Annotated in this window: 22 protein-coding genes; 13 read left to right on the plus strand and 9 right to left on the minus strand. The window is 64.0% G+C overall.

The window, feature by feature from the left end:
* The first annotated feature begins 260 nt into the window (after positions 1 to 260).
* From NKJ78_RS23890 to NKJ78_RS23940, 11 genes are all read left to right on the plus strand, one after another.
* Positions 261 to 464 (plus strand): hypothetical protein, encoded by a 204-nt coding sequence (locus NKJ78_RS23890; RefSeq protein WP_023668776.1) that lies wholly within the window; start codon positions 261 to 263, stop codon positions 462 to 464.
* Positions 465 to 466: 2 nt separating this feature from the next.
* The gene (locus NKJ78_RS23895) at positions 467 to 1,579 is read left to right on the plus strand and encodes an ABC transporter ATP-binding protein (RefSeq protein ID WP_352459265.1); all 1,113 of its coding nucleotides are present in this window, start codon (positions 467 to 469) and stop codon (positions 1,577 to 1,579) included.
* Complete coding sequence (locus NKJ78_RS23900; RefSeq protein WP_023738110.1) at positions 1,572 to 2,585, plus strand: ABC transporter ATP-binding protein; 1,014 nt, start codon at positions 1,572 to 1,574, stop codon at positions 2,583 to 2,585. The genes NKJ78_RS23895 and NKJ78_RS23900 overlap by 8 nt, the downstream gene beginning before the upstream one ends.
* A 60-nt stretch (positions 2,586 to 2,645) precedes the next feature.
* The gene (locus NKJ78_RS23905; RefSeq protein ID WP_352459266.1) at positions 2,646 to 4,289 is read left to right on the plus strand and encodes a dihydroxyacetone kinase subunit DhaK; all 1,644 of its coding nucleotides are present in this window, start codon (positions 2,646 to 2,648) and stop codon (positions 4,287 to 4,289) included.
* Between the two features lie 70 nt (positions 4,290 to 4,359).
* Entirely contained in the window at positions 4,360 to 4,962 is a 603-nt protein-coding gene (gene dhaL / locus NKJ78_RS23910) for a dihydroxyacetone kinase subunit DhaL (protein WP_352459267.1), read from the plus strand.
* Positions 4,959 to 5,348 carry a dihydroxyacetone kinase phosphoryl donor subunit DhaM gene (gene dhaM / locus NKJ78_RS23915; RefSeq protein ID WP_023690004.1) on the plus strand — a complete coding sequence of 130 codons (390 nt, stop codon included), beginning with the start codon at positions 4,959 to 4,961 and terminating at the stop codon, positions 5,346 to 5,348. Before dhaL ends, dhaM begins: the two co-directional genes overlap by 4 nt.
* A 21-nt stretch (positions 5,349 to 5,369) precedes the next feature.
* On the plus strand, positions 5,370 to 5,672 hold the full coding sequence (locus NKJ78_RS23920; protein ID WP_023738107.1) for an HPr family phosphocarrier protein: 303 nt from the start codon (positions 5,370 to 5,372) through the stop codon (positions 5,670 to 5,672).
* The gene (gene ptsP / locus NKJ78_RS23925; RefSeq protein ID WP_352562650.1) at positions 5,656 to 7,242 is read left to right on the plus strand and encodes a phosphoenolpyruvate--protein phosphotransferase; all 1,587 of its coding nucleotides are present in this window, start codon (positions 5,656 to 5,658) and stop codon (positions 7,240 to 7,242) included. Before NKJ78_RS23920 ends, ptsP begins: the two co-directional genes overlap by 17 nt.
* 10 nt (positions 7,243 to 7,252) lie before the next feature.
* Positions 7,253 to 7,678 carry a hypothetical protein gene (locus NKJ78_RS23930; protein ID WP_352459268.1) on the plus strand — a complete coding sequence of 142 codons (426 nt, stop codon included), beginning with the start codon at positions 7,253 to 7,255 and terminating at the stop codon, positions 7,676 to 7,678.
* 22 nt (positions 7,679 to 7,700) lie between these two features.
* Positions 7,701 to 8,687: a dihydroxyacetone kinase subunit DhaK gene (dhaK, locus tag NKJ78_RS23935; RefSeq protein WP_352459269.1), complete on the plus strand. Its 987-nt coding sequence runs from the start codon at positions 7,701 to 7,703 to the stop codon at positions 8,685 to 8,687.
* Between the two features lie 448 nt (positions 8,688 to 9,135).
* On the plus strand, positions 9,136 to 10,161 hold the full coding sequence (locus NKJ78_RS23940) for a nucleotidyltransferase family protein (protein WP_352562658.1): 1,026 nt from the start codon (positions 9,136 to 9,138) through the stop codon (positions 10,159 to 10,161).
* Between the two features lie 8 nt (positions 10,162 to 10,169).
* Here NKJ78_RS23940 and NKJ78_RS23945 read toward each other — a convergent pair whose 3' ends face one another.
* The 4 genes from NKJ78_RS23945 to NKJ78_RS23960 form a co-directional block, all read right to left on the minus strand.
* The gene (locus NKJ78_RS23945; protein ID WP_023738104.1) at positions 10,170 to 11,165 is read right to left on the minus strand and encodes a phosphoenolpyruvate carboxykinase (ATP); all 996 of its coding nucleotides are present in this window, start codon (positions 11,163 to 11,165) and stop codon (positions 10,170 to 10,172) included.
* Positions 11,162 to 11,596, minus strand: a complete 435-nt coding sequence (locus tag NKJ78_RS23950; RefSeq protein WP_023668789.1) for a lasso peptide biosynthesis B2 protein — start codon at positions 11,594 to 11,596, stop codon at positions 11,162 to 11,164. Before NKJ78_RS23950 ends, NKJ78_RS23945 begins: the two co-directional genes overlap by 4 nt.
* Positions 11,596 to 11,883 carry a PqqD family protein gene (locus tag NKJ78_RS23955; RefSeq protein WP_023684213.1) on the minus strand — a complete coding sequence of 96 codons (288 nt, stop codon included), beginning with the start codon at positions 11,881 to 11,883 and terminating at the stop codon, positions 11,596 to 11,598. The genes NKJ78_RS23950 and NKJ78_RS23955 overlap by 1 nt, the downstream gene beginning before the upstream one ends.
* A 546-nt stretch (positions 11,884 to 12,429) precedes the next feature.
* On the minus strand, positions 12,430 to 13,227 hold the full coding sequence (locus tag NKJ78_RS23960; RefSeq protein ID WP_245260383.1) for a DUF2259 domain-containing protein: 798 nt from the start codon (positions 13,225 to 13,227) through the stop codon (positions 12,430 to 12,432).
* Between the two features lie 218 nt (positions 13,228 to 13,445).
* Between NKJ78_RS23960 and NKJ78_RS23965 the strand changes: the two genes are divergently transcribed.
* Together NKJ78_RS23965 and NKJ78_RS23970 are read left to right on the plus strand one after the other, a co-directional pair.
* Positions 13,446 to 15,353, plus strand: coding sequence for a propionyl-CoA synthetase (locus NKJ78_RS23965; protein ID WP_352459270.1), 1,908 nt, complete (start codon positions 13,446 to 13,448; stop codon positions 15,351 to 15,353).
* Positions 15,354 to 15,424: 71 nt separating this feature from the next.
* Positions 15,425 to 16,126, plus strand: coding sequence for a metallophosphoesterase family protein (locus NKJ78_RS23970; protein ID WP_352459271.1), 702 nt, complete (start codon positions 15,425 to 15,427; stop codon positions 16,124 to 16,126).
* Positions 16,127 to 16,215: 89 nt separating this feature from the next.
* Here the strand turns inward: NKJ78_RS23970 and NKJ78_RS23975 are convergent, their stop codons facing one another.
* The 5 genes from NKJ78_RS23975 to NKJ78_RS23995 all read right to left on the minus strand — a co-directional run bounded on the left by NKJ78_RS23975 (position 16,216) and on the right by NKJ78_RS23995 (position 22,636).
* The gene (locus NKJ78_RS23975) at positions 16,216 to 18,594 is read right to left on the minus strand and encodes a polysaccharide biosynthesis tyrosine autokinase (RefSeq protein WP_352562651.1); all 2,379 of its coding nucleotides are present in this window, start codon (positions 18,592 to 18,594) and stop codon (positions 16,216 to 16,218) included.
* Positions 18,595 to 18,784: 190 nt separating this feature from the next.
* A complete protein-coding gene (gene galU / locus NKJ78_RS23980) occupies positions 18,785 to 19,681 on the minus strand; it encodes a UTP--glucose-1-phosphate uridylyltransferase GalU (RefSeq protein ID WP_023696974.1) in 897 nt (298 codons plus the stop codon).
* 75 nt (positions 19,682 to 19,756) lie between these two features.
* Positions 19,757 to 20,707: a glycosyltransferase family 2 protein gene (locus NKJ78_RS23985; RefSeq protein ID WP_352459273.1), complete on the minus strand. Its 951-nt coding sequence runs from the start codon at positions 20,705 to 20,707 to the stop codon at positions 19,757 to 19,759.
* A complete protein-coding gene (locus NKJ78_RS23990) occupies positions 20,697 to 21,644 on the minus strand; it encodes a glycosyltransferase family 2 protein (protein WP_352459274.1) in 948 nt (315 codons plus the stop codon). Before NKJ78_RS23990 ends, NKJ78_RS23985 begins: the two co-directional genes overlap by 11 nt.
* Complete coding sequence (locus NKJ78_RS23995) at positions 21,641 to 22,636, minus strand: glycosyltransferase family 2 protein (protein WP_023806157.1); 996 nt, start codon at positions 22,634 to 22,636, stop codon at positions 21,641 to 21,643. Before NKJ78_RS23995 ends, NKJ78_RS23990 begins: the two co-directional genes overlap by 4 nt.
* Between the last annotated feature and the right edge of the window lie 12 nt (positions 22,637 to 22,648).

Raw genomic sequence — 22,648 nt, forward strand, 5'->3', positions numbered from 1 at the left:
ATTGCTGGTTGGGCGTGTCTGTATTTTGGGGGGGGTCGCTATTGGTGTGGGGGCTACCGTCCCCCCCCCCGCGGCGCCGGCGCGCCCCCCACCTCTCCCCCGATCGACGGGGTAGAGGAAGGACGCGAACTTCATTCAGGCAGGCTGCCTTCCTCTCCCTCCGGAGGGGGGAGAGGTGGCGCTGCGAAGCAGCGACGGAGTGGGGGAACCACCTGGCAACCGTCTCGCCCCGTTGCCGGGCAGAAGGAAGGCAGCTACGCATGACGCGCCCAGCCATCTCCAAAAAGTCATCCTGGCCTCGCTGGGCTCGCCGCGGCCTGATGGAAAACATCGCCACGACGCTGATCGCCATTGGATTCCTGATGCTGTTCCAGCCCTTCGCGCTGGCGCTCTACACCTACTCCTTCATCACCATGCTCGCCGGCACAGTGATGTTCATCATCGTCTCGAAATTCCCGGAATAATCATGGCCGAAATCCGCGTCCAACATTTGAGAAAGGCCTTCGGCGATTTCGTCGCCGTGCAGGATTCCAGCTTCGTCGTCGAGGATGGCGAGTTCTTCGTCATGCTTGGCCCGTCGGGCTGCGGCAAGACGACGACGCTGCGCATGATCGCCGGGCTGGAACTGCCGACGGGCGGCCAGATCCTGCTCGGCGGCGAGGATGTCACCATGCGCCGGGCGCGCGAACGCGACATCGCCTTCGTCTTCCAGCTTTTCGCGCTCTATCCGCATATGAATGTGCGCAAGAACATCGGCTTCCCGCTTCTCGCGCAAGGAATGCCGTCGGCCGAAATCCGCCAACGGGTCGACGAGACGGCCAAGCTTTTGCGCATCGACCACCTGCTCAACAAATCGGTCTCAGGGCTTGCCGGCGGCGACCGCCAGCGGGTCGCGCTCGGCCGTGCCATCGTGCGGCGGCCAAAGTGTTTTCTGATGGACGAGCCGCTCGGCACGCTCGACACCGAATTCCGCGATCTGATGGTGCATGAGCTGCGCGAGCTGCACAACCGCATCCACGCCACCACCGTCTATGTCACGCACGACCAGATGGAAGCGATGTCGATGGCCGACAAGATCGCCGTCATGAACCATGGCGTCATCGAACAGTTCGGCAGCCCGCGCGAAATCTACGACCGCCCGGCAACCATGTTCGTCGCCGACTTCATCGGCTCGCCGCCGATGAATTTCCTGGGCTTCGGTGGCGGGCTGGCGAAGGGGGCGAAGGAAATCGTCGTCCAGGGCGCCAAGGTGGCGGTGCCGGAAGTGCGCGAGGAAATTGCGCCCGCCGACATGGCACTCGGCATCCGTCCCGAGCACATCCGTTTCGACGATGCGTCGAAACTGCGCGGCACCATCTACGGCACCGAATATCTCGGCACGACGCAGATCGTGGCGGTGGAGACGGCGGACGGCATCATCAAGGCGCGGGTGCCGGCCGAAATCCGGCTCGCTGCCGGCGATCATGTCGGGCTGACGTTGAACAGCGCGCGGCTGTCGCTGTTCGACAAGGGCTCGGGTCGGGCGGTGCGCACCGCGATCCACGATACCGCCTCTCAAGGGAGAGCGCAGCATGGCTGACGTGCACATCAAGGGCGTGACCAAAAGCTTCGGCGACCATGTCGCCGTCGATGGCCTCGACCTTAACATCGCCGATGGCGAATTCGTCGTGCTGCTCGGCCCGACCGGCGCCGGCAAGACGACGACGCTGAGATTGATCGCCGGACTGGAGCGGCCGGATGGCGGCACGATCCATATTGGCGGCCACGATGCGACGACGCTGTCGCCGGCCGAGCGCGACACCGCCTTCGTGTTCCAGCAATATTCGCTCTACCCGCATCTGTCGGTCTACGACAACCTCGCCTTCCCGCTGCGTTCGCCAGCGCGGAAAGTACCGGAGGACCAGATTCGCCGCCGCGTCGAAGAGGTGGCGAAGATGGTGCGCATCCACCACAAGCTGAACAACCGCTCGACCAAGCTTTCGGGTGGCGAAATGCAGCGCGTCGCCATTGGGCGCGCGCTGGTGCGCAAGCCGTCGATCTATTTGATGGACGAGCCGCTGTCGTCGCTCGACGCCAAATTGCGCGCCGATCTCAGGCTCGAACTCAAGCGCATCCAAGCCGAGCTCGGCGCCACCATGCTCTATGTCACGCACGACCAGATCGAGGCGATGACCATGGCGGACCGCATCGGCATCCTCAACAATGGCGTGCTGGTGCAGATCGGCACGCCGCGCACCATCTATTCGGAGCCGGCCAACCTTCATGTCGCGGCCCGCCTCGGCCAGCCGGCGATCAACCTGCTGCCGGCCGGGCTGCTGCCTGATGGTGGGGCGCCGACCGGAACCAAGACCATCGGCGCGCGCACCGAGCATCTGTCGATCGAGAAAACCGCAAACGGCCATGCCGACGGCGTCGTCGACTGGGTCGAACATCTCGGGGACCAGAACCATCTGCATGTTACGGTCGGCCCAAAGAAACTGGTGACGCTCACCGACCCCGATACGGATCTGGCCGAGGGCGACAAAGTGGTGATCCGCTACCGCTCGCCGCTGTATTTCGGCGCCGACGGACAAAGGCTGATGTGAAGATTTCGGCGGTCTAGACGCCGGCTTCTGACTGACGATTGCGAATACGGGACGAACTCGATGAAGCACTTTTTCAACCGCAGGGAAACGATCGTCACCGAGGCGCTGGATGGCCTGTTGCGGACCATCGGTTCCGGCGATCTCGCGCGCCTCGACGGTTACCCCGAGATCAAGGTCGTGCTGCGCGCCGACTGGGACAAGGCGAAAGTTGCCGTCGTCTCCGGTGGCGGCGCCGGACACGAACCGTCCCATGCCGGCTTTGTGGGCAAGGGCATGCTGACGGCGGCGGTTTCGGGCGAGATCTTTGCCTCGCCCAGCGTCGAGGCGGTGCTGGCGGCCATCCGCGCGGTGACCGGCCCCGCCGGCTGCCTGCTGATCGTCAAGAACTACACCGGCGACCGGCTCAATTTCGGCCTGGCGGCCGAGAAAGCGCGCGCCGAAGGGTTTCGCGTCGAGATGGCGATCGTTGCCGACGACATCGCCCTGCCGGGTATCAACCAGCCGCGCGGCGTCGCCGGCACCTTGTTCGTGCACAAGATCGCCGGCCATCTGGCGGAGACCGGAAGCGACCTGTCAGCGATCGCGACAGCGGCTCGCGCGGTGGCAAAGGACATCATCTCGCTCGGCATGTCGCTGTCGTCCTGCTCTATCCCCGGCCAGCCACATGAAGAGCGGTTCGGCGAAAATGACGGCGAACTCGGCCTCGGCATCCATGGTGAGCCGGGCGTAGAGCGCATCGCAGTGCAAAGCGCCGACAAGCTTGTGGCGATCATGGCGGAGCGGCTTGCCGCGCGGCTTGACCCGAAAGCCAGCCATGCGCTGCTGATCAACAATCTCGGTTCGGTGCCGCCGCTCGAAATGTCGCTCATCGCCAATGCCGTGCTGGCCTCGCCGCTGGCCAAAACCGTCAAACTTGCGATCGGCCCCGGACCGCTGATGACGGCGCTCAACATGAACGGCTTTTCGCTGTCGCTGATCAAGCTCGACGCGGCGCGCGAGGCAGCCTTGCTGGCGCCTGTCGGCCCACATGCCTGGATGCCGGCCAAAACCGTCGTCGCGCCGGCTATCGTGCCTATGGCGAAAGCGGCTGGAAACAGCGCAGCCCAAAAGGCCAGTCAGGATCCCGGTACCAGGCGTTTGATCGTCACGGTCTGCGAACGGCTGATCGAGCTCGAAGAGACACTGAACGGGCTCGACGCCAAGGCGGGCGACGGCGATACCGGTTCGACGGTGGCGACCGGCGCGCGCAGCGTGCTGGAGAAGCTCGATACACTGCCGCTGGCCGACCCTGCCGCCACGCTCGCGGCTATAGGCGATAGTCTGGGCGTCGCAATGGGCGGCTCCTCAGGCGTCTTGCTGTCGATCTTCTTCACGGCAGCGGCTCAGGCTTCGAACGGCGGAGCAACCCTGTCCAAGGCGCTGCTTGCCGGGCTTGACCGCATGACTTTTTACGGTGGCGCCAAGGTCGGCGACCGCACCATGGTCGATGCCTTGGAGCCGGCGCTGAAGGCGCTCGATGCCAAGGGGCTGGATGCCGCGGCTACAGCGGCACGGCACGGCGCCGAGGCGACCGCTGCCATGGAGAAGGCGAAGGCCGGACGCTCCGCCTATGTTGGCACCAAATTGCAGGGCGTAGTCGACCCTGGCGCCCATGCCGTGGCCGAAGTGTTCGCGGCCGCCGCCGCGCTGCATGCAACGGCCTGACGGCATGCTTCGATTGTCGAATGAAAACTCTTGCGATACTGCCGGCAGGATCGAAACCGGGAATCTGGACATGGCAGCGTTCGACCTTGCCAGGCTGATCACCGCCGCCGCGGACACGATCGCCGCTCACTCGGAAGAGTTGACCGCGCTCGACCAGGCGATCGGCGATGGTGACCATGGGCTGAACATGAAGCGCGGCTTCGAGGCTATGCGCGCCGATGCCGGGGCGTTCGCTGCAAAGCCGCTGCCCGAGGCGCTGAAGGCGATCGGCACCAAGCTGGTGATGACGGTTGGCGGTGCGTCCGGGCCGCTGTTCGGTACATTGTTCCTGGCGCTGGGCAAGGAGATTTCAGGAGAGCCGGATCGCCCCAAGCTGACGGCTGCTTTCGGCAAGGCAATCGAGGCGGTGGCCGCTAGAGGCAAATCCCAGGTTGGTCAAAAGACCATGCTCGATGTGCTGCAACCCGTGCATGACGCATTGGTCAAAGGAAAGACGGCCATGGAAATCGCAGATGTCGCCGACGCGGCTGCCGAAGCGACCGTGCCGATGAAGGCAACACGCGGTCGCGCTTCATTCCTCGGCGACCGTTCTATCGGCCACATGGATGCCGGCGGACGCTCGGTCGCGCTGCTGGTGCGGACCGTCGCCGAAACCGTCGAGGTCGAAGCATGAGCAATGTCGGCATCGTCATCGTCTCGCATTCGCCGCTGGTTGCCGAAGGCACGGCCGACATGGTGCGGCAGATGGTGGGCGACGAAGTGCCGCTTGCATGGTGCGGCGGAAACGGCCATGGCGGGCTCGGCACCAGCGTCGAAGCGATCATGGGCGCCATCGACAAGGCGTGGTCGGAGGCGGGCGTCGCCATACTGGTCGATCTCGGCGGCGCCGAGACCAATTCGGAAATGGCGGTGGAAATGATCGGCGAGCCGCGGGCGCAGAAGATCGTCGTCTGCAACGCGCCGATCGTCGAAGGCGCGGTGATGGCTGCGACGGAGGCGTCCGGCGGGGCCTCACTGAAGGAAGTGGTGGCGACGGCGCATGAATTGTCGCCGTCGTGAGCGAACGGGAATTTTGAGCGCATGTCCGCATTTGCCGAGGCCGCCGTCCTGATCACCCACGAGGTAGGTCTGCACGCGCGCCCTTCGGTGAAGTTCACCAAGCTTGCCAAGAGCTTTGCCGCCGAGGTGGAGATTGCGCTTGCCGCCAACGGCCCATGGTTCGACGCCAAGAGCATCGTCAAGGTGATGGCGGCCAGGGCGCCGAAAGGCACCATGCTGCACATCCGGGCCACAGGCGACGGCGCCGATGATGCCGTGAGAGCGCTGGCCGAGCTGGTGCGACGCGGTTTCGACGAGGATGCGGGCCATGCCCGAACCGCTTAGGCTGCAAGGCATTTCGGCGTCGGCCGGCTATGCCGAGGGGCCGTTGTTCAACCTCGACAACGGCACCGCGCACTACACGGGCAAGGCGAGCGCCGCGGACGAGAAGGCCGCATTGGAAGCAGCTATCGCCAGCGCGACGGACCGGCTCGCGACCCTGATCGAAACCGCCGATGACGAGGCCGCCGGAATTCTCGAATTCCAGCTCGCCATGCTTGGGGACGAGGCACTGACCGGCCCGGCTTTTGCCGCGATCGCGTCCGGCATGCCGGCTGACATGGCCTGGCGACAGGCGCTGGACGCCGAGATCTCCGGCTACGAAACGTCAGACCAGGACTATTTCCGGGCTCGCGCCGCCGATATCAGCGATATCCGCGACCGCGTGCTGCGCGCCCTTACCGAGGAGCAGGAGAGGGCTCCACCAGCGGGCGCCATTCTCTATGGCGAGGACATCGCGCCGACGCGCTTTCTCGAGACCGACTGGAGCACCGGCGGCGGCATCGCGCTGAGGGCCGGCAGCGCCGCCAGCCACGTCGCCATGCTGGCGCGCTCGCGCGGTGTGCCGATGGTGGTGGGGCTTGGCGCTTCGCCGGCTAATCCCGTCGGTCTGGCTCTGCTCGATGCGGAGCATGGCGGTATCGTGGTTTCGCCGACGACGACCGAGATCGAAGCGTTCCACCGGTCCTCGTCCTCGTTTGTGGCACATCTAGACACGGCCGGAGCCTATCTCGCGAAACCGGCGGTAACCCGGGCCGGCACGACGGTGCGCGTGCAGGTCAACATCGCCGATCCGTCCGAGGTCGATGGCATCGACATCTCGACCTGTGATGGCGTCGGGCTGATGCGCACCGAATTCCTGTTCGGCAAGGCGCCGCCGGACGAGGAGACGCAATACCAGGCCTATCGCAAGGTGCTGGAATGGGCAGGCGACAAGCCGGTGACCATCCGCACCGTCGATGCCGGCGGCGACAAGCCGGTGCCGGGCTTCACCGTCGAGGAGAGCAACCCGTTCCTCGGCCTGCGCGGCATCAGGCTGTCGCTGGCAAGGCCGGAGGTGTTTCGCGTACAGATCAGGGCGCTGCTGCGCGCGGCGGTGCACGGCAATCTGAAGGTGATGTTTCCGATGATCGCCGTCGCGGAGGAGTACCAACGCGCCGCCGCTCTGTTCGTGGAGGAGCAGGCCGGGCTTGCCGCGCGCGGCGTAGCGTACAAAATGCCGCCGCTCGGGATCATGGTCGAGGTGCCGTCGGTGGCGATCGCGCCGGAAGCGTTCGCCGATGTCGCCTTCTTCTCGATCGGTTCGAACGATCTGACCCAATATGTTATGGCCGCCGCCCGCGACAACGCTGCCGTGGCACACCTCAATTCGGTGCGTCATCCTGCCGTGCTGCGGTTGATCGCGGGGGTGACCGCGTTCGGCCTGCGCGCGAAAATCCCAGTCAGCCTGTGCGGCGATGCCGGCGGCGATCCGGCATCGATCCCGGCACTGCTCGAGGCCGGCCTGCGGGATCTCTCGGTGGCTCCCGCCCAACTCGCCATGGCCAAGGCGGCCATCTCAGATGTTTCGGTCTAGGGTGACTGAGATGGCCGACAAGACACCAGAAGCCGGCTCCGAAGAGTCGATCCGCGCCTACAAGACGATCCTGTCGCAGGTCATCGACCAGCGTCCGTCGGGCATGCGCCAGCGCCTTGCCGATGCGCTTGGCAAGCACCGCAGCTTCGTCACCCAGATTTCCAGCGCGGCCTATTCGACCCCGATCCCATCAAAACATCTGCCGGCTATTTTTTCGGTCTGCCATTTCAGTCCGGCCGAGCGCGATCAGTTTCTGGCTGCCTATCATCTGGCGCATCCCGGCAAGATGTCGGTTGCGGCAGGCATGCGCAAGACCCGGCATGTCTCGCTGATCGTGCCCGATTTCGGCGACGACAAGCAGAACGCAGCGCTCGACAGGGCGATCAACGAATTCATCCAGAAGATCACCAGCATCACCGGCAGGAGTGGTGGCTGATCGTGTTGTGTCGGGAGGACACATGAAGAAGTTTATGAATTCCGTCGACACGGTGCTGACCGAAAGCCTCAACGGCTTCGTTGCAGCCCATGCCGACATCCTGGTGCTGGGCGAGGAGCACAAATTCATTCGCCGCAAGGTGCTGAAGCCGGGGAAAGTGGCGCTGATCTCGGGCGGCGGTTCCGGCCACGAGCCGTTGCATGCCGGCTTTGTCGGTCAGGGCATGTTGGACGCCGCCTGCCCCGGCCAGGTCTTCACCTCGCCAACGCCGGACCAGATACTGGCGGCGGCCGCCGCCGTCGATACCGGCGCCGGCTGCCTGTTCATCGTCAAGAACTATGAAGGCGACGTGATGAATTTCGACATGGCCGGCGAAATGGCCGACGGCGTCCTGCAGGTGGTGATCAATGATGACGTCGCCGTCGAGAATTCGTCCTTTACGACCGGCCGGCGCGGCGTCGCCGGCACGCTGGTGGTGGAGAAGATCGTCGGCGCCGCCGCCGAGCAAGGCATGGCGCTGGCGGATCTCAAGGCGCTCGGCGGTCGCATCAACAGCGCGACGCGTTCGATGGGCGTGGCGCTGACCAGTTGCACGGTGCCGGCGGCCGGCAGGCCGACCTTCGAGATTGGTGATGGCGAGATGGAATTCGGCGTCGGCATTCATGGCGAGCCCGGCCGGCGTCGCGACACGTTGAAAAGCGCCGATGCGATCGCCGAAGAGATTTGCGCCGCGATCCTGGGCGATCTCGGCGACAGGGCGAAAGGCCCGGCACTGTTGTTCATCAACGGCTTTGGCGGCACGCCGCTGATGGAGCTCTATCTGATGTACAACAGCGCCCGAAACATCTTCGAAAAACAGGGCGTGACGGTGACCCGCTCGCTGGTCGGGTCCTACGTGACATCGCTCGACATGGCCGGCTGCTCGATCACGCTGACCATGCTGGATGACGAGGCAACGTCAATGTGGGACGCGCCGGTGCAAACAGCCGCGCTGCGCTGGGGACTGTAACGGAGGGGCCTTGCCCATATCCCGAACAGGCGGCTTATGAACTTGCCTTAGCCTGCGGGACCGGACGGACCGTTACCCGCAGTCACGCCGACAGATTGCCCGCCTGCAGCGCGGCTTGCCTTGCGGCCGACCGCTCCGGCTTCATCCAAACCGAAGCCGTAGAAGTCTTATCGCGGTATCGGCAGCGACGGCCCGGCCACCACGCTGGACAACTTTCCTGCCTTGCGCAGCACGGGCGCTTCATACTTTTTCTTGGCCATTCCAAACACCCTTTTCAGTCCAGTGCAAAAGAATGGACCGAAACCGTGGAAAGTCAATTCATGAGCTGGTTCTGCCACCACACGCTGGCTTCATGCATGCTTTTCTGCAACATACGCTCCTCTGAGTTGGTTGTTTGACGCAATTCCGGACGGGAATTGCTGATGTGGGCGAACGCAATCCGGGTTTGATGCTGCCATCTCTTGCGCCTGCCGATGAAAAACTGCTGCTGACCTTCGCCGACCCGGAGGCGACGGTTGCCATTGGCCGTGACGTTGCTGCCGAAAGCTTGCTGGCACTGCTCGCCAATGCCGAGTTCCACGGCGTGCTGCCGATCATGCTGCGCAAGCTCAGCGAGATCGGCGACGCCCAACTGCCTGCGGACGCAGCCTTGCGGCAAAAGCTGTCGGAACTGCGTGATCGCTCGACGCTGGCGACCGGCCAATCGATGCTGCTGCAATATCATGGCGACCGCATCATGAAGGCATTGGCGGCGAAAAATGTTCCGGCCCGCATCGTCAAGGGTCCGGTCTTCGCACGCAAACTTTACCGCCACGCCGCTGACCGGCCGTTCACCGACATCGACATTCTGGTCAAGCCGGCCAGCATCATTGAAGCCAACACGGTGATTGCCGGATGCGGCTTCGAGCTCTGGAGCGGCGAGGCGCAGTCGCAGGATCTGCAGGAGTTCAAGTGGCTGGAGAAGGAGAATACCAGCCTGCTGATCGAACTGCACGGCAACCTGGTGCATGATTCCGGCATGCGGCGGCGGCTGTCGCTGGGCTTTCGCGAATTGCAGATCATCGACGGCAGCGAGGCCGACACGCCGGCCGCGCTGCTGACCATCGCCATTGTCCACGCCGCCGGCGGGCACAAGTTCCACCGGCTGCAGCTTTGCGTCGATGTGCTGCAGGGCGTGCGCGCGCTGCGGTCGCCCGCGGATGAAGACCGGCTTTTCGAGGCGGCGCGCATCAGCGGCATCGAGCTCGAACTGGCGACGGTTCTCAATGTGACGGGGCGGCTGTTTGATGCACCGCGCGCGATCGAACTGGCCGACCGCATCAAGCCCGACCTCTCGATATTTTTGGCCAAATGGCTGATCACCGGCGATACGCTGCTCGGCGTCAATTCCAGGGACAAGATGCATTCGCGCCTGCGCCGCGACGCCTTCCGCTGGATCCAGCGCCTCGCCAGGCCAAAGCCGCATTCTGCCTGAAGTGTGCTTTAGTCCCGCGCCGCCAGCGCCGAGCGGATCAGCGGGGCCGCCTCGGCCGGGTTCGCGCCGACTTCCAGGGTAAATGTCGGGACGGCTTTGACCAGCGTTGCGATGGTTGCCATGCGGCGCTTCTGCGCCGGCAAAAGGCCGGTCATGCCGGTCCTGACATTGTCGGTGGCAAGCGCCACCATGGCGTCTGTCCTGGTCATGGGCACGAGCCGGGTTTGCGCGTCCGCCGAGCGGGCGAGATGAAACAGTGCCGCAACCGGTCTGCCGACAGTTTCCTCGATGCGGATGATCTCGGCGAGACGTTCCAGCGAGACGGCCTGCTCGCCATTGGCGTCCCATTTGTCGCCAAGGCAAGGCGCCACGAAGGGCAGCATTGCCGCGGTGTGGCGGTGGACCTTCACCTTGCGCGGCAAGCCCCAGGCCGTGATGCCGCCACCGGCCAAAACCTTGAGGATCATGGCGTCATCCGAGCACAGGCCGAAACCTTGCGACGCCAGCGCCAGCGACGTCGTCGACTTGCCGGTGCCGCTCGGCGCATGGATCAGCACGAGCGCCTCGCGGCCGGGCAATGTCAGGCCGGCGGTGTGCAGCATGTGCTGGTCGCCGGCATCAAGTGCTGCATCCAGCACCATCATCAGCACCGTCCATTTGACCTTGGCATCGGGATGGACTCGTATCTCGGCCCAGCCTCCATCGGCATTGATCGAGACGGTCTGCAGGCCGGGAAAGACCAGATGAACGGTGCCGCCACCGTCGATCAGCCGGCAATGGCCGTCCTCCGGCACCTCGCCGTCGAAAGCGAGTTTTCCGGCAGGCGATTCCGGTAACTCCCGCGTCTCGACGATGTCGACGCGGAAATCGGGCTCGACCGGCCCGCTCACGCGCAACGTGCCGAGCAAGAGGTCGAAGCTCGGCCAGAGATCGGCCCGCGGGGCCGATATGCTGATGACCTGGCCCTGGAGATCATAGCAGAAGGTGGTCGCCGGACCGGTCAAGCAGCGTGCGCCTTTCCGGCATCGGCGTGATGGCGATAGATCTGCACCATGCCGGGGAGGCTGTCCGAGACCACCGGGCGGCCATCGAGACAGACCCAGCAATGGGCAGACATACGCGGCGCCTGCATCGACTTCGGATCGACGCCGAAGCGCAGATCCGGATCGAAGCCGGCAAAGCGCAGGAAGCGGTGGGCGAGCAGGCCCTCGCGCAGGCATCTGCGGTCGCGCATCAGCCAGGGGTGCCGGACGGTCCGGTTGACGGCAGCGACGATGTAGGCTGACGACAGGCCGCGATAAGGGGTGGGTGCGCTGAGCGGCGCCCATTTCAGCACCGATTCGAAGCTGCGGCGGCCGATCAGGGTCGGCATCAGCCGCGCGCTTGCCCATAAATGGACACGAAACAAAGCGCGCAGGAGAACGCCGTCCACCATCAGGGAGCCGGGTCGGCGAGAATGCCTTCGCTCACCAGTTCGGCGGCCAGCGCCGCCATGTCCTGGTCGAGCGTGCCCTTGTCGACCTCGAACTCGTCAGACAACAGGACGACGATCTGGTCAAGGCTGCGGGCGCCGTCCACCTTGTCGAGAAAGGCTTCGGTGGTGCCGTTGCAGGTGTAAAGCTGGCCGCTGCGCGCCAAGAGCACGACGGCGCCATCGCCGACATGCTGGACCGAGGCGTCGTCCGCCAGCCGCAGAACCATTTCAGAACCGATTTGGGCCATGGAGCCCCTCCACCATTTTCCTGGAGAGCAGATAGCGCGGCGATGCGGGTCTGTCCATTGCGCGGGCGAGAGGGAGAACAGGCCGGCCTGACCGTTCTGTGGCAATCCGGCAACGCCACCATCCTCACGACACAGGCGACCGAAGCCTAATGGAGACATCCAATTTCAGATTGTGGTAACTTCCACATCATTCAGAGCCTGAGAACAGGGAAGCACCCCAGAAATCGTCGGTGATTGCAGCTGGTAATCACCGCCGCAAACCGTCAAGCCGGCTATCTCGCAGGGTCAAGGTCTTGCTTTTCTTACCTAAAGTAAGCTATGCAGTCGCGGGGTTTTGGGAGAGCATTGGGTATGCGTTACAATTGGGAGCGGGCGCCGACCGCGTTCGAACGTCATCGAAAAGCGTTGGCAGCCGCCATATTGATTGCGGGTGGCGTCGGGCTGATGCTGGCGGCCTTGCCGCTTTAAGAGCTGATATCCGACACGAACGCCCTGCTTTCTCCGGGCGCATGAGCTTTTTCTGCCTGCCACAAGGGGGGCCGCGGCTTAGCGTGCCTGGCCGGTTACGGCGATGAAGCGGCGGTCCCGTCCTTCGAAGCCCTGGCTGAAGCGCTGCACCAGCACGGCCAGTACCGCCGGCTTGTCGGGCGGGGCGTATTCGTAGGATTCCGACAGGCTGTAGGAGGTCGGGCAGTTGCGCGAGCCCGGCACGGCCTTGTCCTCGTGCAGCACCTTGAACGGCTTGCCGTCCTGCCCCTGCAGCGACAGGCGGAAGCCGCGCGCCTTGCCCGTCTTGTCCCCTTGAAGTGTCTTGTCGCCTTGAAGTGTCTTGTGCCCCTGAAGAGGCTGGTCGCCTTCCTTGGCGTCATCAAAGCTTGCCGAGCAATCCTCCTTGCTGTCGGCCAAAATCTCATCGAGCTGGATGGTCGAAATCTGTGTTTCGCCATAGAACGGCGACAGCCATTTCTGCGCGGCCTGCTCGAGGCGGGGGATGTCGTTGTACTCGACCGTGTCGTCCGGGAAGGTGAACCTGTCGGAGGCCGTGCGCGTGCCGCGCTCGGCGATGCCGTATTTGGCCAGGATTGGCGCGGCCTGCTTTGCGGCCTGCGCCCGTGCCTGCTCCACCGTCGTGGTCGCCTCTTCCGATTCATCGAGGACAAGGATCGGCTTGCCGCCGACGAACTCGTCTGTGCTTGTGTCGATGATGTCGATCTGCGACCAGCCGGAAAGGGCAGCGTCGACCTCGCCATATTGCTCGAAGGCGAAATATTTGCCGTCGGGGGAAAAGCCGATGATGCGCCGCGCGGCGGCATCGCCGGCCTGGGCGGCGGAAACGATCGTCAACAGCAGCGCTGCTCCAACGGCAGATCCAACCCCGTATCGTACCGTCATTGCGCGCCCTGCCCCGATTTCAAACCCGGCCATGGTGCCTGCAATTTATGGCCAAGGCGAGATCGGCCAAGCCCCAAATTTCGGGAAAGACATGGCATTTGGGGAAAGACGTGGCCGGGAAAACCCGCATAGGCTATTGCAACATAGAGAGTTTTCCCGAGGAGGGATGAATGGCGTCACGCTACCACGAGGTCTATGACGGCTGGAAACGCGACCCGGAACAATTCTGGGCCGCTGCCGCCGAGGCGATCGACTGGTATTCGCCGTGGACCAGCGTCTTCGATGCCAAGGCGGGCGTTTACGGGCGCTGGTTCAACGGCGCCACCTGCAACACCTGCTTCAACGCTCTCGATCGCCATGTCGCAGGCGGCCGCGCCGACCAGATCGCACTTATCTACGACAGCGCGATCACCGGCACGGTCAAGAAATTCACCTATGCCGAATTGAAGCGCGAAGTGGTAGCGCTGACTTCGGTGCTCAAGAACCGCGGCATTCGCAAAGGCGACCGCGTCATCATCTACATGCCGATGGTGGCCGAAGCGACGATCGCGATGCTTGCCTGTGCCCGCATCGGCGCGGTGCATTCGGTGGTGTTCGGCGGCTTTGCCTCGCACGAGCTCGCCACCCGCATCGACGACGCTAAGCCGAAGCTGGTCATCTCCGCGTCCTGCGGCCTGGAGCCTGGACGTGTCGTGGCCTACAAGCCGCTGCTCGACAAGGCGATCGAAATGTCCCGCCACAAGCCGGACGCCTGCCTGATCCTGCAGCGCGACCAGCTGCGCTGCGATCTGAGGGAGCATTACGATGTCGATTTTGCCGACGCCGTTGCCCGCGAGCGGGCGGCGGGCGCCAACGTCGATTGCGTTCCGGTACTGGCTACAGACCCGCTCTACATCATCTATACCTCCGGCACGACCGGCCAGCCGAAGGGCATCGTGCGCGACAATGGCGGCCACATGGTCGCGCTCAAATGGACGATGGAAAACGAGTTCGGCGTCAGACCGGGCGAAGTATTCTGGGCGGCCTCCGATGTCGGCTGGGTGGTCGGCCATTCCTACATCGTTTACGGACCGCTGCTGCATGGTGCGACAAGCGTGCTGTTCGAGGGCAAGCCGATCGGCACACCCGACGCCGGCACCTATTGGCGGGTGATCGCCGAACACGGCGTTGTCGCGCTGTTCACCGCGCCGACAGCCTTTCGCGCCATCAAGGGGCAGGACCCCAAGGGCGAATTCGTGCCGAAATACGATCTGTCGAAATTCCGCACTCTGTTCCTGGCCGGCGAACGCGCAGACCCGGAAACCATCAAATGGGCGGAGCAGAAACTCAACGTGCCGGTGGTCGATCATTGGTGGCAGACCGAGACCGGCTCGCCGATGACCATCAACCCGGCAGGCCTCGGCCTGCTGCCGGTGAAATACGGCTCGCCCGGCGTGCCGATGCCGGGCTACGACATTCGCGTGCTCGACGATGCCGGCCATGAAGTGCCGCGCGGCACGCTTGGCAATGTGGTGGTGAAACTGCCGCTGCCGGCCGGCTGCCTGCCGACGCTGTGGAATGCCGACGAGCGTTTCCGGCAGGCCTATCTCGAGGAGTTTCCCGGCTTCTACAAGACGGCCGATGCCGGCATGATCGACGAAGACGGCTACCTCTATGTCATGGCGCGCACAGACGACATCATCAATGTCGCCGGACACCGGCTGTCGACCGGGGCCATGGAGGAGGTGCTTTCAGCGCATTCCGATGTTGCCGAATGCGCCGTCATCGGCGTCGCTGACGCTATGAAGGGCCAGGTCCCGCTCGGCTTCGTCGTGCTCAATGCCGGTGTGTCGCGCGATACCGCTGCCATCGAACGCGAAGTGGTGGGGCTGGTGCGCGAACGGATCGGCCCGGTCGCCGCCTTCAAGACGGTGGTGACGATCAAGCGCCTGCCGAAGACGCGCTCCGGCAAGATCCTGCGCGGCACCATGCAGAAGATTGCCGACAAGGAAGAATGGACGATGCCGGCGACAATCGACGATCCCGCCATTCTTGACGAGATCACCGCGGCGCTCAAAGCCCGCGGCATCGGGGTCTGACGGCCCCAGTGGCGTTGTTTCAGCGGTCCAGACCTCCCCGGCCGGCGCCGCGCGAGCGCCTGGAAATGGATATGGACGACACCGTCGTCTACGCGATCGGCGACGTGCATGGCTGCTACAAGGAATTGCTGTCGCTGGAGCAGAAGATCCAGCTCGACGCGCTGCAATTTCGCGGCCGCAAGATTATCGTCATGCTCGGCGACTATATCGATCGCGGGCCGCAATCGGCGCGCGTGCTCGACCATCTCTTGGCGCTGCCGCCAACAGAGTTCCTGCGCGTCTGCTTGGCGGGAAACCACGAGGTGGCGATGCTGAACTATCTCGACGGCTATCTGTCGCGGGACCGCTGGCTGGCGGTCGGCGGCCGCGAGACGCTGTTTTCCTATGGCGTCGATCCGGCGCGGCTTGCCAGCCTCTATGCATCAAGCGACGCGGTCGACCGGCGCGTGAAGGAAGTCATCCCGGCCAGCCATATCGATTTCCTGCGCGGCCTGCCGGTCTTGCTCTGTTCGGATAAATTCGTCTTCGTCCATGCCGGTATCAGGCCGGGTATCGACCTGGTCGCACAGGATGAGCAGGATCTGCTCAACATCCGCGACGAGTTCTTCAACGCCGCCCATCTGCTCGACCGCTTTGTAGTGCATGGGCACACGCCGGTCGATATCCCCAGGCTTGACGGGCGAAGGCTCGGCATCGACACCGGCGCCTTTCAAAGCGGCCGGCTGACAGCGCTCAGGATCGCGGGTAAATTCGGCAAGCTGATCTTTTCCTGACCTGCCGTGCTTCTTCGTTTGAGCGTGATCCTTTCCGAAAACCGGATCCGCTTTTCCGGATCACGCTCCTTTTCAGGATCGCGCTCCGTTCAGGCGGCGGTCTTGGCCCGCACGTCCGATTTCTCCAGATAGTAGGTCGAATAGCGGTCGAAGAACTTTTCCGAGCCGCCGAGCGAGCCGTATTTCGGCAGCTTCTTCAGATCGACCTTGTTGAGCACGGCGCCGACGACCTTGCTTGCGACGTAGGGTTCCTGCTCCAGCAGCGAGCGCACCATGGCCCGCGGCGTGCGGCCCCATTCGGCAACTAGCACGAAGCCGTCGACCAGCGGCGCAAACGCCTTGGCGTCGACCACGGGGCCGAGCGGCGGCAGGTCGACGATGATGTACTCGAACGTCTCCTTGGCGTTGTCGATGAAGCGCCGCATGCCGGCCGACGACAGCAGCTCGCTGGTGTGCGAGAACTGGCCGCGCAGCACGGCCGGGATGATCGCCAGCTTGGTCTGGCGGTCGACCTTGCCGACCGACTGCCAGGTCTGGCCGTTGACCACGGCCTCCATCAGCCCCTGCTCGGCCTCCATGCCGAGGTTGCGGCTGAGACCAGGATTGCGCAGATCGGCGTCGATCAAAAGCGTCTTCGAGCCGTTGGCGGCCAGCAATCCGGCGAGATTGGCGGCGACCGTAGACTTGCCCTCCCCGGGCAGGACCGAGACCACGCCTATGACCCGGCTGCCCTGCCTTTCCATGACGACGTCGAAGGCGATCTTGGCGTTGCGCAGCGTTTCGGAGAACATCGATGCCGGTGCATCGACGCTGACCCGCATGCGCGCCCGTTTCTCGGCCGCCGACAATGTGTTGGCGGCTTTGGCATCCGTCGCACCGTCGTCGGCGTCCTTGCCGAGCCTGCCGCCGATCATCGGCAAATAGCCGAGGAATTTGAGGCCGACGCGATCGCGAATGTCCTCGCCGGTCCTGAAGAAGCGCTCGTTGAACTCATTCAGGCCACCAAAGCCGGCGCCAAGCAGCACCCCAAGCACCAGCGACAGCGCCAGCACCCTGGAGGTGCGCGGGCTTGAGGCGGAAAGCGGCGTTGAGGCATCCGAGATGATGCGGACCTTGCCGACCGGGAAGGATTGCTGCTGCGAGGCCTCCTCGTAGCGGCTAAGGAAGGTCTGGTAGAGCGTGGTCAGCGCCTGCGCCTGCTGGTCGAGCTCGCGCAGTTTGACCTGGCTCTGGTTGTCGATGGAGCTCTTGCCGGCCGCGTCGGCGATCTTCTGCCTCAGTGAGGTCTCGCGTGAAAGCGCGACTTCATATTCATTGCGATAGCTTTCGGTCAGCTGCTTCAACTCGCCGAAAATCTGGGTCGACAGGTCGGCCTTCTCCTTGGCCAGCGCCACCGCCTGCGGATGGTCGGCGCCGAAATTGGCCGTCACGTCCTGCAGCCGCTTGGCGACTGTGAGATAGCGGGTCTTGAGCGTTGCAATGACCGAGCTTGCCGGCTGATCGCTTGAGATGGCGGAATCGTTGAAGGCATTGTCCGAGCCGCTTTCGACGATGGTCTTGTATTGCTGGTAGCGGGCGCTGGCGCGCGCCGTATCGGCCTGCGCGACGATCAGTTGCGCGGTGAGATCGGCAATCTGTTTGTCGCTGATCAGCTGGCCGTCGCTGTTGGCGGCCAGACCATGTTCGGCCCTGAATTTCTCGACCGCCATAGCGGCCGCCTGTGAGTTCTGACGAAGCTCGGTCAGCCGGCCCTGCAGCCAGACCGCAGCGCGTTCGGTGGCGTCGAAGCTGGCGTTGAGCTGGTCGGCGAGATAGGCGTCGGCATAGGCCTTGGTGATGGCGGTGGCGAGCGCCGGATTGGTCGACTGGTAACCGATGGCGAGCACATAGGAGCGGCCGTTGCGCTGCGCCAGCACCTCGCTCTGCAGCTTCAGCACGGCATAGTCGTGGCGCGCCGTCTGCATCATGGCCTGGCGTGTCGCCTCATCGACGTTTTCCATGCCGGGAATCTGCTCGGCGGAACTTGAGCGGAAATAGCCGATCACGCCGCGCACGAAGCCGATGCCCTTGACCAGCGCCGATTGCGGCGGGTTCATGAACTCTGCGTTCTGGTCGAGTTTCAGCTTGTCGACCACCACCGAGGCCAGCCGCGCCGAGGTGATGATTTCGATCTGGCTGAGCAGGGCGGCGTCGGTCTGCATGGTGACGGATGCAGCCGAGATGTCGTCGATGACCTTGTTCAGGCCTTCGTCGATCAGCACGCTGGCGACCGACATGTATTGCTTGGGCGTGGTCTGCAGATAGAGCAACCCCAGGAACAGGCCGATGATGGCGCAGACCGCCACCACCTTGACCTGACGCGCCGCCATGCCAAGCAGGCGCTCGACGTCGATGAAGTCTTCACCCTTTTCCTGATCGGGGTTGGGCAACGGCATCCTCTTGTCGAGAGGAAAGCTGGCATAATTCATCTTCGATCCAATTCTAGGTTACAGGCGCCGGAGCGAGACGGGTCAGGCCCCACCTCGTCCGAAGCTGCGGAGATCGGGGGCAAGATATGCAACGCAAGCTTCATGCCATCCGGCGCCGGGCCTGAGCGGCCAGGCGTGCAGGCATGAGCCGCGCCATCGTCCAAACGCATATGCCCTCGAAAGATGGGCATTATGCGGCCACTTCCTGACGCTCATGCGACCGCACGAACGCCTGCAGCATTTCCAGCACAGGTCCCTTCAGGTCGTCGCGCGCCAGCGCGAAGGCGATGGTCGCCTCGATGAAGCCTTCCTTGGAGCCGCAGTCGAACATGCGGCCATTGAAAGGCTGGGCAAAGAAAGACTGGCTTTTCGCCAGCCGCACCATGGCATCGGTAAGCTGGATTTCGTTGCCGGCGCCGCGTTGCTGGTTGCCCAGCAGCGAGAAGATCTCGGGCTGCAGGATGTAGCGGCCGTTGATGTAGTAATTCGACGGCGCATTGGCCGGCGCCGGCTTTTCGACCATGGCCGTCACCTCGAAGCCGCTGCCTGTCTCGGCGCCGCGCCCGACGATGCCGTATTTGCTGGTCTCGCTGGGATCACAGCGCTCGACGGCGATCACATTGCCGCCGGTCTGCTGATAGAGATCGACTGTTTCAGCCAGGCAACCTCGGCGACCGAACGACACCATATCGGGGAGCAGCAGGGCGAAGGGCTCGTCGCCGATGACTTCGCGTGCGCACCACACCGCATGGCCGAGACCATGTGGCGACTGCTGGCGGATGAAGCTGGTGGCGCCGGCCACGGGCAGCATGCTTTCGAGCGCCTCCAGCTGGGTCTTCTTGCCGGTTTGTTCGAGCGTTCCAATCAGTTCGGGGTGCAGGTCGAAGTAGTCCTCGATGACAGCCTTGTTGCGGCCGGTGACGAACACGATATGCTCGATGCCGGCTTCGAAGGCCTCGTCCACCGCATATTGGACGACCGGCCGGTCGACCACGGGCAGCATCTCCTTCGGAATCGACTTGGTTGCCGGCAGGAACCGTGTTCCAAGCCCCGCCACAGGGATGACTGCCTTCCTGATTTTCTTCATCGCAAATTCCTTCTGAGCAGATCGATTTCAGCCTGTTGCAGGCCACAAACAAACGTCTTCATGTACTCGCCCTCCTTACCTCTCCGCGCCGACGGCAAACTGCGCCGCCACCCTTTTGAGGCGGACGGCGATCGGCATCGACATGTGCCTGACAGCCGCCGGATCACTTAGCGCGGTGCGTATCGCTTTCAACGGCGAACGCGCCTTGATGTGCTGGACCAGCGACAGGAACGATGCCGCCTTGCGCAGGCTGCGGGCGCGTTTGGCGAAGGCGGCCGCAGCAGCAGCGTCCATGGAATTGGTCTCGGCGAAGACCGCGTCGGCCTTGCGCATCGCCTCGATATGGTGAAGCTCGAGCACGCGCGAGATCGAGCCCGTGCGGATGTGGTAGATATAGCCGGTCGTCGGCTCGACGACGCATTTTCCGCTCTTGGCCAGCGCGTTGGCGAGCAGGATGTAATCCTCGCCTATGCTCAGACTTTCATCATAGCGAAGCCCGTTTTCGATCAGGAAACGGCGCTGGAAGATCGGCTTGAGATAGCCAAGGTTGAACGTGGATTCGAAAACGATGTTGCCAGCGATGTAGTCGGCGAGCGTGATTTCACGCAGGCCCTCCAGATATTTGGCGGGAAACATCGTCGCTTCGGCAATGCCGTCCTCGCGCACCACCTGGAGGTTGTCGACGGCGATCACAGCGCCCGCGCTTTCGGCTCGCGCGATCATGGCGGCGAGCCGCCCGGGCAGGACGGCATCGTCGGAATCGAGCACCGCGACCCAGCGGCCTGTGGCGAGGTCGATGCCGGCATTCCTGGCGCCGCCAGGGCCACGATTTGCCGGCAGCGCAACCACTTTGACGACATCTTTTGGATAGGCTCTTGCGACGTCGAGCGTGTTGTCGCGCGACTGGTCATCGGCGACGATGATTTCGACGCTGACATCGCGCTGGGCCATGGCGCTTGCGATCGCCCGGTCGAGCGTGGCCGCGGCATTGTGGGCTGCGATGACAAAGGAGACGTCAGGCTGCACGCTTGCCTCCTTGCTGCGGGGAAGACAGTCCGTATTGGCGAATTTCGCTGATACCGACCAGGCCGCTGACGACGCCGACATGCATGATGCCGCGCAGCACGCTGCGGTTGCGGCGGACCGGGCTAATCGCAGTCAACGCCGCCATGCCGAAGCAATAGGCGGCCTTGGCCGAGGCGAGGCCGACCTCCTTCGCCCGACGGACTGCGCCCGCATTGTGGCCAACAAGGTGGCCATGCGTCTGACCGAAGCGGAAGCGGCGGCGGCGCAGCCAGTCGAAAGCGGCTCGCGAACGCGGCACGACTTCCTCGACCAACGCCTCCGGCGCAAAGGCGATGCGACCGCCTGCCTTGACCATGCGGTCGAAGAATTCGGTGTCCTCGCCGCCGCTCTGGCCGCGCGCCAGGCTGAAACGACGGTCGCGCAAGCTGTCGGCGCTCATCCTCAAAAGGACGTTGCAGGTGTAGCCGGTGCGGATTTCGCCCTGCACCCAGACCGGCAAGGTCGAATGGAAATCGCCCTTGCGCATCCAGTCCGGCGCATCCGGGCGGTAGAGCGCCCGCACCGGACCGAGCACGGCCTCGGCGCCGCTTGTCTCCGCGATAGCAACCAGTTCGGCCAGCCATTGCCGGGAAGCGGTTTCATCGTCGTCGATGAAGGCGAGAAAATCGGCCGTGCTGGCATCAAGACAGGCGTTGCGGGCAACCGAGATGTTGCGCGCCGGGGCGTGCCGGTAGCGGGCCACGAGCTTCAATTCGCTCGCCAGCGCGGTCACCAGCGGCTCGGCGGTCGGCTCGTCGTCATTGTCGGCGACGATGACGCCGATGCCGAAACCGGCAGGCATATCCATGGCAGCGAGCGACCGCAGCGTGTCGGCCAGTTCCGGCCGCCGGAACGTGCAGACGCAGATGTCGATTCGGCGGCTGTCGGCGACCATCATGCCACCCCGCGCTGCGATCGCGAGCCGAGCAGTTGCAGCCAAAACCCGAGCGACCAGCCGAAATGCATGACCATCGCCGAAATGCCCGCCAGCACATTGTTGGGATTGCGCTGGCTGATGGCGGTCACAGCGCCGTAGCCCAGACAGACCGAAGCCCAGACCAGCAGCGGCACCGCCGCCAGCCAGTGGATAAAGGAAAATACCGCGAGAAGGACGACCGGCGCCACCAGCAGCGGAATCATCTGCCGAACTTTCGGGATCATGCGGTGCTTGAGCACATTCTTGGCGCGGCCGCGGCCATAGCCGAGATATTGGAAATACAGGCCCTTCAGCGACGAACGCGGATAGTAGACCATCTGCGTCTTGCCGCTCATCCAGATGCGGTAGCCTGCCCGGCGCAGGCGGTAGTCGAGTTCGGCATCCTCATTGTGGCTGAAGGTCTCGTCATAGCCGCCGACCGCGGTGAAGGCCGAGATCCGGATCAGCGCGTGATGGCCATGGTCCACCCATTCGCCGGCGGAAAGGTGCCGGTGCTTGGAGCCGCCGGTGCCGAGCTTGGAATTCTGCGCCGCCGCGACCGCTTTCTGCACCGCGCCGCTGCCGCTGGTCAGCATCGAGACGACGACCGAATCGGCTGAAGTGGCGAGCGCCTCCTCGACCAGCCGGTCGCAATAATCGGCGGGATAGCCGCCATGGGCATCGATGCGGATCAGGTATTCGGCGCCGTCACCGAGGCTGGCGACGGCGAGATTGATCGCCGCGCTCTGGATACGTTTTGGGTTGTGCAGGAGGACGACCTGAGGGTCCTTGGCCGCAACCGCTTCGACAATGGCCAAAGTACCATCGGTGCTGCCGCCATCGGCAACGACGATGCGGGCGCCGAGCCTTAGCGCTGCCGGCCTGAGCTGCTCGAGCAACGCGCCGATATGGGCTGCCTCATTCAGGCACGGAATGACGATCAGGCTTGGCGGCAGCGCTTCGGTTTGCGTCATCGGCGCCTTTCC

The organism is Mesorhizobium sp. M0037 (genome assembly GCF_040323635.1).
In the GTDB taxonomy this organism is placed as follows: domain Bacteria; phylum Pseudomonadota; class Alphaproteobacteria; order Rhizobiales; family Rhizobiaceae; genus Mesorhizobium.

Coding starts and splice junctions, on each gene's coding strand:
- NKJ78_RS23890 (WP_023668776.1), top strand. CDS start 261: ATGACGCGCCCAGCCATCTCCAAAAAGTCATCCTGGCCTCGCTGGGCT.
- NKJ78_RS23895 (WP_352459265.1), top strand. CDS start 467: ATGGCCGAAATCCGCGTCCAACATTTGAGAAAGGCCTTCGGCGATTTC.
- NKJ78_RS23900 (WP_023738110.1), top strand. CDS start 1,572: ATGGCTGACGTGCACATCAAGGGCGTGACCAAAAGCTTCGGCGACCAT.
- NKJ78_RS23905 (WP_352459266.1), top strand. CDS start 2,646: ATGAAGCACTTTTTCAACCGCAGGGAAACGATCGTCACCGAGGCGCTG.
- dhaL (WP_352459267.1), top strand. CDS start 4,360: ATGGCAGCGTTCGACCTTGCCAGGCTGATCACCGCCGCCGCGGACACG.
- dhaM (WP_023690004.1), top strand. CDS start 4,959: ATGAGCAATGTCGGCATCGTCATCGTCTCGCATTCGCCGCTGGTTGCC.
- NKJ78_RS23920 (WP_023738107.1), top strand. CDS start 5,370: ATGTCCGCATTTGCCGAGGCCGCCGTCCTGATCACCCACGAGGTAGGT.
- ptsP (WP_352562650.1), top strand. CDS start 5,656: ATGCCCGAACCGCTTAGGCTGCAAGGCATTTCGGCGTCGGCCGGCTAT.
- NKJ78_RS23930 (WP_352459268.1), top strand. CDS start 7,253: ATGGCCGACAAGACACCAGAAGCCGGCTCCGAAGAGTCGATCCGCGCC.
- dhaK (WP_352459269.1), top strand. CDS start 7,701: ATGAAGAAGTTTATGAATTCCGTCGACACGGTGCTGACCGAAAGCCTC.
- NKJ78_RS23940 (WP_352562658.1), top strand. CDS start 9,136: ATGCTGCCATCTCTTGCGCCTGCCGATGAAAAACTGCTGCTGACCTTC.
- NKJ78_RS23950 (WP_023668789.1), bottom strand. CDS start 11,596: ATGGTGGACGGCGTTCTCCTGCGCGCTTTGTTTCGTGTCCATTTATGG.
- NKJ78_RS23955 (WP_023684213.1), bottom strand. CDS start 11,883: ATGGCCCAAATCGGTTCTGAAATGGTTCTGCGGCTGGCGGACGACGCC.
- NKJ78_RS23965 (WP_352459270.1), top strand. CDS start 13,446: ATGGCGTCACGCTACCACGAGGTCTATGACGGCTGGAAACGCGACCCG.
- NKJ78_RS23970 (WP_352459271.1), top strand. CDS start 15,425: ATGGACGACACCGTCGTCTACGCGATCGGCGACGTGCATGGCTGCTAC.
- NKJ78_RS23975 (WP_352562651.1), bottom strand. CDS start 18,594: ATGAATTATGCCAGCTTTCCTCTCGACAAGAGGATGCCGTTGCCCAAC.
- galU (WP_023696974.1), bottom strand. CDS start 19,681: ATGAAGAAAATCAGGAAGGCAGTCATCCCTGTGGCGGGGCTTGGAACA.
- NKJ78_RS23990 (WP_352459274.1), bottom strand. CDS start 21,644: ATGATGGTCGCCGACAGCCGCCGAATCGACATCTGCGTCTGCACGTTC.
- NKJ78_RS23995 (WP_023806157.1), bottom strand. CDS start 22,636: ATGACGCAAACCGAAGCGCTGCCGCCAAGCCTGATCGTCATTCCGTGC.